At 47.1% G+C, this 8685-nt stretch carries 5 protein-coding genes; all 5 read left to right on the top strand.

Annotated elements, in window-relative coordinates; translation table 11 throughout:
• The first annotated feature begins 533 nt into the window (after positions 1-533).
• The 5 genes from QUB51_RS26580 to QUB51_RS26560 all read left to right on the top strand — a co-directional run bounded on the left by QUB51_RS26580 (position 534) and on the right by QUB51_RS26560 (position 8681).
• Complete coding sequence (locus QUB51_RS26580; RefSeq protein WP_333053282.1) at positions 534-1232, top strand: class I SAM-dependent methyltransferase; 699 nt, start codon at positions 534-536, stop codon at positions 1230-1232.
• Positions 1233-1454: 222 nt separating this feature from the next.
• The gene (locus tag QUB51_RS26575) at positions 1455-2081 is read left to right on the top strand and encodes a 7-carboxy-7-deazaguanine synthase QueE (RefSeq protein ID WP_333208342.1); all 627 of its coding nucleotides are present in this window, start codon (positions 1455-1457) and stop codon (positions 2079-2081) included.
• Between the two features lie 121 nt (positions 2082-2202).
• Entirely contained in the window at positions 2203-2646 is a 444-nt protein-coding gene (locus tag QUB51_RS26570; protein ID WP_333208376.1) for a retroviral-like aspartic protease family protein, read from the top strand.
• A gap of 73 nt (positions 2647-2719) precedes the next feature.
• Positions 2720-5680, top strand: coding sequence for an excinuclease ABC subunit UvrA (gene uvrA / locus QUB51_RS26565; protein WP_333262868.1), 2961 nt, complete (start codon positions 2720-2722; stop codon positions 5678-5680).
• 196 nt (positions 5681-5876) lie between these two features.
• Positions 5877-8681, top strand: coding sequence for a DNA methyltransferase (locus QUB51_RS26560; protein WP_333262871.1), 2805 nt, complete (start codon positions 5877-5879; stop codon positions 8679-8681).
• Positions 8682-8685: the final 4 nt, after the last annotated feature.

The raw sequence follows: 8685 nt of genomic DNA, 5'->3' as shown, positions 1-8685 counted from the left end.
TTAAATAACTTACAATTTTAGTTTTTATTGTGGGATGGGCGTCCCGCCCGTCATTAGTGGACGGGCGGGACGCCCATCCCACTTTCAAGAGTGGAAGTTATTTAACTCTCATTCCTTAGTAATCAGGATGAAATCACATTCTCCCCAACTCATACCATTTGAGATTTGAGATTTGAGATGGGGAATAGTTGATTATGTATGGGTTTCCAGCTTGTCTACAGTTGCATTCATTTTTTGAACTGGTATCGCTAACGGCGTTACGCGGTGCTAGTGCTAGAAAAGCAGGAATCTCAAAACGCTCCCCTCTATCTATTTTTATTTTCTAGAGCTGCGAAATCACCTGTGGCTGAGATAAACTGATTTGGAAGTAGAGCGCGCGTTTTGCAAGTTGCCTCTGTGTAACCGAGACACTGATACTGCAACCTGCCCTCAGCCACAGCAAAATAGATGCCTAAATTAACTCTACATTCTCCGATTTCCATTAACAGGGCGTCTAAAATCTAAAATCAAAAGTGAGCAGCAAGGACAAACCGATGGCGAACTCAACTCTTGGCCTAGAACATCAACTTTACGATTATCTGTTATCTATTTCTCTGCGGGAGCCAGATATTCTCGCTTCACTACGGGAAGAAACGGCTAAACATCCTATGGGGATGATGCAGATTGCTCCCGAACAAGGTCAGTTTATGGAGCTCATGGTGCAGCTTATGGGAGCGACCAAAACCTTAGAAATTGGCGTTTTTACTGGTTATAGTGCGCTGTGCGTAGCTTTAGCACTTCCTCCTAACGGTCAAATTATTGCCTGCGATGTCAGCGAGGAATATACTACGATCGCACGACGCTATTGGGAAGCAGCAGGCGTGGCTAATAAGATTTCTTTGCAGTTGGGCCCAGCAATAAATACTCTCGACAAACTAATAGCCGAGGGACAAGCTGGAACCTTTGATTTTGCCTTCATCGACGCCGATAAAGAAAATTATGAGGCTTATTTTGAGCGATCGCTGCAACTTGTACGAAATGGCGGTTTAATTGTAATTGACAATGTTCTGTGGTCTGGACGAGTTGCCGATCCTCAAGTACAAGACGAAAGCACCCTCGCCATTCGTAGTTTCAACGACAAATTGCGTAACGATCCCAGAGTTACTCTCAGTGTTGTCCCCATTGCTGACGGGCTGACTTTGGCCCTGAAGCGCCGTTGGGCTACTCTGATGGAACCTGAACAGAATAATTAAAGAGTTATTTGCGGTTTGTGGTGGATTTCTAAGGATTTATACAAAAGCTATGAAGAAACCCGATTTCTGAGTGAAGCTTCTGAGATAAAACGGATATTTTTTTTCATAAACCCCGTTTATGCGTTCAGAACTGTTTTTATTTGCTGCAAACCGCGAAGAAATAACAATTTAAGAATATTATATCTAAACAACGTAATTAATTGATTTGAGGCGTAACTTCGGGTGTCTAATTTACAACTAAAATTACCAATTCACGAAACTTTTCAGTGTACTGTTCAAGGCGAAGGTTACTGGACGGGGACTTTAGTTGATTTTATCAGATTGGCCGGTTGCCCTGTGCGGTGTCCTTGGTGTGACACAGGGTACGAAAATGGGGGCAAAGGTTTGCCGTCTGTGCCGCAGTCGATCGCACAATTGCTCGCTCAATTGCAGTCTCCGAGGGTGGTCATTACTGGTGGCGAACCTTTTATACACCGGGATTTGCCTGAGTTAGTTGAAGCTTTGTTAGAAGCTGACAAGCAGGTGAGTATTGAAACTTCGGGTGCTTACTGGCAGGATGTTTCCCCGCAGGCTTGGATTACTCTTTCTCCGAAGGAACACGTCAATCCTAAATATCCGGTGCAAGAGCTTTTCTGGACTAGAGCAAATGAAATTAAGTTGGTGGTTAGCACTGGCGAAGAAGTTGCATTTTATCACAAGCATTTGGAAAATAATGTGAATATTCCGGTTTTCTTGCAGCCAGAATGGAACTCAAAAAGTTCAGCGATTCCAATTATTTTGGAATTGCTGAAACAAAATCCTAGTTACAGGCTATCTTTGCAAACTCACAAATTTATTGGTGTGCAATAATTTGATATTTTAGCCAGAATTATTCGTCAGGTGGGCGGTGCAGAAGGGGGAGTGCATCGCCCTACAATATGTGGAAATATGTGCTAAAATTAAAGCAGCAATTTATGATAATCTGAACGTAATGGAAACAACTACGGAAACCCTAATGGGAAAAGTGATCGCAACCCTAGTAATTACGAATCGGCTGGATGAAGGGAAAGCAGAAGATGGTCTGATTCCCATCGAGCAAGTCAGGTATGTTACTCTAGAAAATGTTTTGGTGGATACGGGCGCGACAACTTTGTGTTTGCCTAAAGGTGTCATCGCCAGATTGGGTTTGAAAATTCTCAAGCAAGTAGTTGTGGAAACAGCCACGGGTATTAGTGAGGCGAGGATTTTTCAAGATGCCAAGATTTCTCTGTGCGGGCGCGAAGGGACTTTTGAGTGTTTGGAATTGCCAGAGGGGAAAACTCCACTTTTAGGGGTGATTCCGATGGAAGCGCTGGGAATTGAAGTCGATTTGAAAAATCAAAGATTGAAGGTTTTGCCCGACGGGCCGACGGAAACTTATTTGACTATTCTTTGATATTCTTGAGTTTGGATGCCAGCTATTCGATCGGCAGCGCTAAGATGGTTAAGCACTGTTTTGCACTACTCTCATGTCCCAACGCGCCGAAACCTCAAACAGCCAGCCAAGTGCATCCCGCAACGGGCATAATGTGACGAATTCTCACTCTCACAACCAAAATACGATTCGGGTTCGCGGTGCGAGACAGCACAACCTGAAAAATATCGATCTGGAACTCCCGCGCGATCGCCTGATCGTTTTTACTGGCGTCTCCGGTTCTGGTAAGTCTTCCCTGGCTTTCGATACAATTTTTGCCGAGGGACAGCGCCGCTACGTCGAGTCTCTCAGCGCCTACGCGCGCCAGTTTTTGGGACAGTTGGACAAACCGGATGTGGACGCGATCGAAGGCTTGAGTCCGGCTATTTCGATCGACCAAAAGTCAACTTCTCACAACCCGCGATCGACTGTTGGCACTGTTACAGAAATTTACGATTATCTCAGATTACTCTACGGCAGAGCCGGCGAACCGCACTGTCCGATTTGCGATCGCTGCATTGCGCCGCAGACAATTGATGAAATGTGCGATCGAGTCATGGCACTTCCCGACGGCACTCGCTTTCACCTTCTGGCACCAGTTGTGCGCGGAAAAAAAGGCACTCACCGCAAATTATTGTCGAGTTTAGCTGCGGAAGGATTTATTCGCGTCAAAGTTAACGGAGAAATTTTAGAACTTTCGGAAAATATCGAATTAGATAAAAATCATACGCACAATATCGAGATAGTTGTCGATCGGTTAATTAAAAAACCCGGTTTAGAAGAACGTTTAGTTGATTCTCTGGCAACTTGTTTGCGCCATTCTGAGGGAATTGCGATAGTTGAAGAGTTACCGAGTGATGAAAATTCCGAACCACAGGGGCCGATCGTATTTTCCGAAAACTTTGCTTGTCCCGAACACGGCGCAGTAATGGAAGAACTTTCACCCAGGTTATTTTCTTTTAATTCGCCCTACGGCGCGTGTCCGAACTGCCACGGTTTGGGGAGTTTGCGGACTTTTGCGCCGGAGTTGGTAGTTCCCGATGAGAAAGCACCTCTTTATTGTGCGATCGCGCCTTGGTCAGACAAAGACAATTCCTATTATCTCTCTTTGCTTTGCAGTATTGCTGATACTTGCGGGTTTGATATCGACACTCCTTGGTATCGATTAAAGCCCGAACACCAGCGGGTAATTTTGTACGGCAATGAACAAAAGCGCAGCGGAGAAAGTAAAAAGCGCGACGGCAACACTGATTTTAGGAGAGATTTTAATGGCGTAATTTCCATGTTGCAGCGCCAGTACGACGATACTGGTTCTGATTTGATTAAGCAGAAGCTGGAACAATATCGGGTCGATCGCTCTTGCGAGGTTTGTCACGGCAAACGCTTGAAACCAGAGGCGCTTTCGGTGCGGTTGGGACAGTACGGAATTGTAGATTTAACCAGTATTTCGATTCGCGAATGTCGCGAACGAGTAAATAATTTGGGATTGAGCGATCGGCAATTCCAAATATCCGATTTAGCCCTGAGAGAAATCAAAGCAAGGCTGCAATTTTTGCTCGATGTCGGGTTAGATTACCTGACTTTAGACCGCGCCGCAATGACGCTTTCTGGCGGAGAAGCCCAGCGAATTCGGCTGGCGACTCAAATCGGTTCTGGTTTGACAGGAGTGCTCTATGTTTTGGACGAACCCAGCATCGGACTCCACCAAAGGGACAACTTTCGCCTGCTGCAAACCTTAACAAAATTGCGCGATTTAGGCAATACTTTGATTGTCGTAGAACACGATGAAGAAACCATGCGAGCGGCCGATCACATTGTCGATATCGGGCCCGGCGCTGGCGTACACGGCGGCAAAATTATCTCGCAAGGAAGTTTAGAAAATTTGCTGGCGGCCGAAGAATCTTTGACCGGGGCTTATTTGTCGGGAAAGCGAGTAATTGAAACCCCTAATGAAAGGAGAAAAGGCAACGGCAAAGCTCTCTCAATCATAAATGCGACGCGCAACAATTTAAAAAATATCGATGTCGAAATTCCCCTCGGAAAACTCGTCTGCGTGACGGGGGTTTCCGGTTCGGGAAAATCCACTTTAATCAATGAATTGCTGTACCCGTCGCTGCAACATTATATCACAAAAAAAGTGCCTTTACCACCCGATATGGACGCCCTCAAAACTAAAGGGGAACGCTCTCTAGAGGATGTGGTTGATAAGGTAATTGTAATTGACCAATCTCCCATCGGTCGTACTCCGCGCTCTAATCCCGCTACTTACACGGGAGTCTTTGATGTGATTCGGGATTTGTTTGCCGAAAGCATTGAAGCGAAGGCAAGAGGTTACAAAGCGGGCCAGTTTTCTTTTAACGTGAAAGGGGGAAGGTGCGAAGCTTGTGGCGGCCAGGGCGTGAACGTGATTTCGATGAATTTTCTGCCGGATGTTTACGTGCAGTGTGAGGTTTGCAAGGGTGCACGGTACAACCGAGAAACACTGCAAGTTAAGTACAAAGGCAAGTCGATTTCTGATGTTTTGAACATGACTGTCGAGGAATCTTTGGAAATGTTTAAAAATATTCCCAGGGCGGGCGTCAGACTGCAAACTTTGGTTGATGTGGGTTTGGGTTACATTCAGTTGGGACAGCCGGCGCCGACGCTTTCTGGAGGGGAAGCGCAGCGGGTAAAATTGGCAACGGAACTGTCGCGCCGCGCTACTGGGAAGACGCTTTATTTAATCGATGAACCGACGACTGGTTTGTCGTTTTATGATGTTCACCATTTGTTAAATGTGCTGCAAAGGTTGGTGGATAAGGGTAATTCAATTTTGGTAATCGAACACAATTTAGATGTGATTCGGTGCTGCGATTGGGCGATCGATTTAGGGCCGGAAGGGGGAGATAAGGGCGGCGAAATTATTGTGGCGGGAACGCCGGAGGATGTGGCGGCAAATCCTCGTTCTTATACTGGGAAGTATTTGCAAGCGGTTTTGCAGCAGCATCCTTTGGGGGAGGCTGTAGCCGTTAGTTAATTCTCACTAAAGCACCTAACCTTCGATGAAGGGAAATGCTGATGGGGAGTAAGAAAGATGTAGGCGATCGCCCTCCACCCCAAAACGCTGCGATCGCAACCCCCATAATCGAAAATCAAGGTAAAATCCAAAATTGCGTTAAGAGGCGATAATGGAACCTCTGAGCTACCGCCCCTGAGCTACCTATGGTGGAACTATGAATGCAGTCGAAATCGAAGAAGCAGTTTCCAGGCTCGCTGAAGCGCCCTTTGACTCGGAAGAGTTCCCCTTTGCCTTCCTCGAAGCCTTTGGTAACAAGCCGACGACTCTCAAGCGGCTCAAAAGCAAAAGCGGTGGCTCCAACCAATCGGATCTCGGTGGCTTGCTCCAGCGTAACAATATCCATGTGAAGGTTTGCCCCGAAGGCGAGGTGACAAACACCCTCACGGCGTTGCGAGATAGTGCGGCGACGGCTCGGTATAAGGTTAAGTTTATCCTGGCCACCGATGGCAAAAGTTTTGAGGCGGAAAACCTCGCTGATGGGGAGATAGTCGCTTGCGATTACCCCGATTTTCACAACCATTTTGGTTTTTTCCTGCCCTTGGCGGGCATTACGACAGTCAAGCAGATCCGTGAGAATGCCTTTGATATCAAGGCTACGGGGCGCCTCAACCGCCTGTATGTGGAGCTGCTGAAGGAGAACCCGGAGTGGGACAAGGCCGATCGCCGGGAAGCGTTAAATCACTTCATGGCGCGACTAATCTTCTGTTTCTTTGCGGAGGATACTAATATCTTTCACAGCAATGCCCTCTTCACTGCCACGATCGAACAAATGAGTGCCAGTGATTCCTCGAATACGCACGAGGTGCTGTCGGAGATGTTTCGGGCGATGTGTACGCCGCTTAAGGATCGGGAGGCGGCGAAGATTCGCAATTGGGCTGATAGATTCCCCTATGTGAATGGAGGGCTGTTTTCGGGTGGGGTGGCGGTGCCGCGTTTTAGCAAGATTGCCCGATCGTACTTACTTCATGTTGGCAATCTGGACTGGACAAAGATTAATCCCGATATTTTCGGCTCGATGATTCAGGCGGTGGCGGATGATGAGGAGCGGGGTGCGTTGGGGATGCACTATACGAGTGTGCCGAATATCCTCAAGGTGTTGAATCCGCTGTTTTTGGATGATTTGCGGGAGCAATTGGAGGCGGCGGGGGAGAATGCCCGTAAGCTGCTGAATTTGCGGCAACGGATAGCGCGAATTCGGGTTTTCGATCCGGCTTGTGGATCGGGGAATTTTCTGGTGATTGCGTATAAGAAGATGAGGGAAATTGAGGCGGAGATTAATCGTCTTCGGGGTGAGGGCGATCGCAAGTCTGAGATTCCGCTGACGAATTTTCGGGGAATTGAATTGCGTCACTTTTCCTGTGAGATTGCGCGGTTGGCCTTGATTATTGCCGAGTATCAATGTGATGTGATGTATCGAGGGCCAAAGCTGGCGCTGGCGGAGTTTTTGCCGCTCAAAAATGATAACTGGATTACCTGTGGAAATGCGTTGCGGCTGGATTGGTTGAGTCTTTGTCCGCCGACAGGAACGGGGGTGAAGGTGCAGCGGGAGGATTTGGATTTGTTTGGCGAGATGCGGGAAGTGGCGGAGATTGATTTTGAGAATGAGGGCGGAGAAACTTATATTTGCGGGAATCCGCCTTATCTTGGTAGCAAATGGCAATCTGATGAACAAAAGTCCGACTTGTCCAAAATTTTTGATGGGAGAGTGGAGGGTTGGAAGTCTCTAGATTACGTTGCTGGCTGGTTTATGAAAGCAGCAGATTTTGGTTCTCAAACAATTGCTGCATCAGCATTTGTGTCAACTAATTCAATTATTCAAGGAAAACAAGTTCCGATTTTGTGGCAACCAATCTTGGAGATGGATCATAAAATTACGTTCGCTTATACGTCTTTCAAATGGGCTAACTTAGCCAGCCACAATGCAGGTGTCACCGTTGTTATTGTGGGCATCAGCAGGCAGTATGGAACTTCCCGACTTTTATACTCTATTTCGGAGGAGCATAAAACAATTGTTAAGGATGTCGGAAATATTAATCCGTATCTGATACCCGGCTCCGATGTCATAGTTTACCCGTCGTCGAAAAGCCTATCGGGGCTTCCAGAGATGTCCCGTGGAAACTCACCCACTGATGGCAGCCATCTTATTTTGGAATATGACGAATTGGAAACCCTTAACCTAAGCCAGGAATCACGAAGCTTATTTATTAAGAGATTTGTCGGTTCCCAAGAACTTATTTCAGGGAGTTCTCGCTACTGCATTTGGATTGAGGACGATCAGGTTGAAGTTGCGCGGAGAGAAGATTCGATAGCCGCAAGGATAGCGCGAGTGCAGAGCTTCCGAAAGGAGAGCAAGAGGGCTGCGACAGTAAAAGCTGCTAACTGGCCCCATCGCTTTGATGAACGCAAACCTATCCCCCGATCACCTGTTATTTGTATTCCAGTAATCAGCTCAGAAAACCGACCGTATCTTCCAGTAGGAGTATTGCCATCTGGGACAGTTGTATCCAACAAAGCCTTCACGATGAATGGTAATGATTTGTGGCCATTTTCAATCATTTGCTCACGCCTTAATTTGGCATGGGTGGCAACGGTTTGTGCAAGAATGCGGACAGACTTCTCCTATACAAACACCCTCGGCTGGAACACCTTCCCTGTCCCCACCCTCACCGACCAAAACAAAGCCGACCTCACCCGCTGCGCCGAAGATATCCTGCTAGCGCGAGAGCACTATTTCCCCGCCACGATCGCCGATATGTACGATCGCGATCGTATGGATACCGAATTCCCTCTGGTTAGAGAAGCGCACGATCGTAATGACGAAATCCTGGAACGAATCTACATTGGTCGCCGCTTCAAAAACGATACCGAACGCCTCGAAAAACTGTTTGAATTGTACACAAAAATGACCAGTCAGCAGGCATCATCGAAAAAATCTGCCAAACCTAAAGGAGGTAAATGAGGAG

The sequence above is a fragment of the Microcoleus sp. AT8-A3 genome (assembly GCF_036705675.1).
GTDB lineage: Bacteria > Cyanobacteriota > Cyanobacteriia > Cyanobacteriales > Microcoleaceae > Microcoleus.
This window is presented reverse-complemented; position numbering and strand designations above follow the sequence as displayed.

Coding starts and splice junctions, on each gene's coding strand:
- QUB51_RS26580 (WP_333053282.1), top strand. CDS start 534: ATGGCGAACTCAACTCTTGGCCTAGAACATCAACTTTACGATTATCTG.
- QUB51_RS26570 (WP_333208376.1), top strand. CDS start 2,203: ATGGAAACAACTACGGAAACCCTAATGGGAAAAGTGATCGCAACCCTA.
- uvrA (WP_333262868.1), top strand. CDS start 2,720: ATGTCCCAACGCGCCGAAACCTCAAACAGCCAGCCAAGTGCATCCCGC.
- QUB51_RS26560 (WP_333262871.1), top strand. CDS start 5,877: ATGAATGCAGTCGAAATCGAAGAAGCAGTTTCCAGGCTCGCTGAAGCG.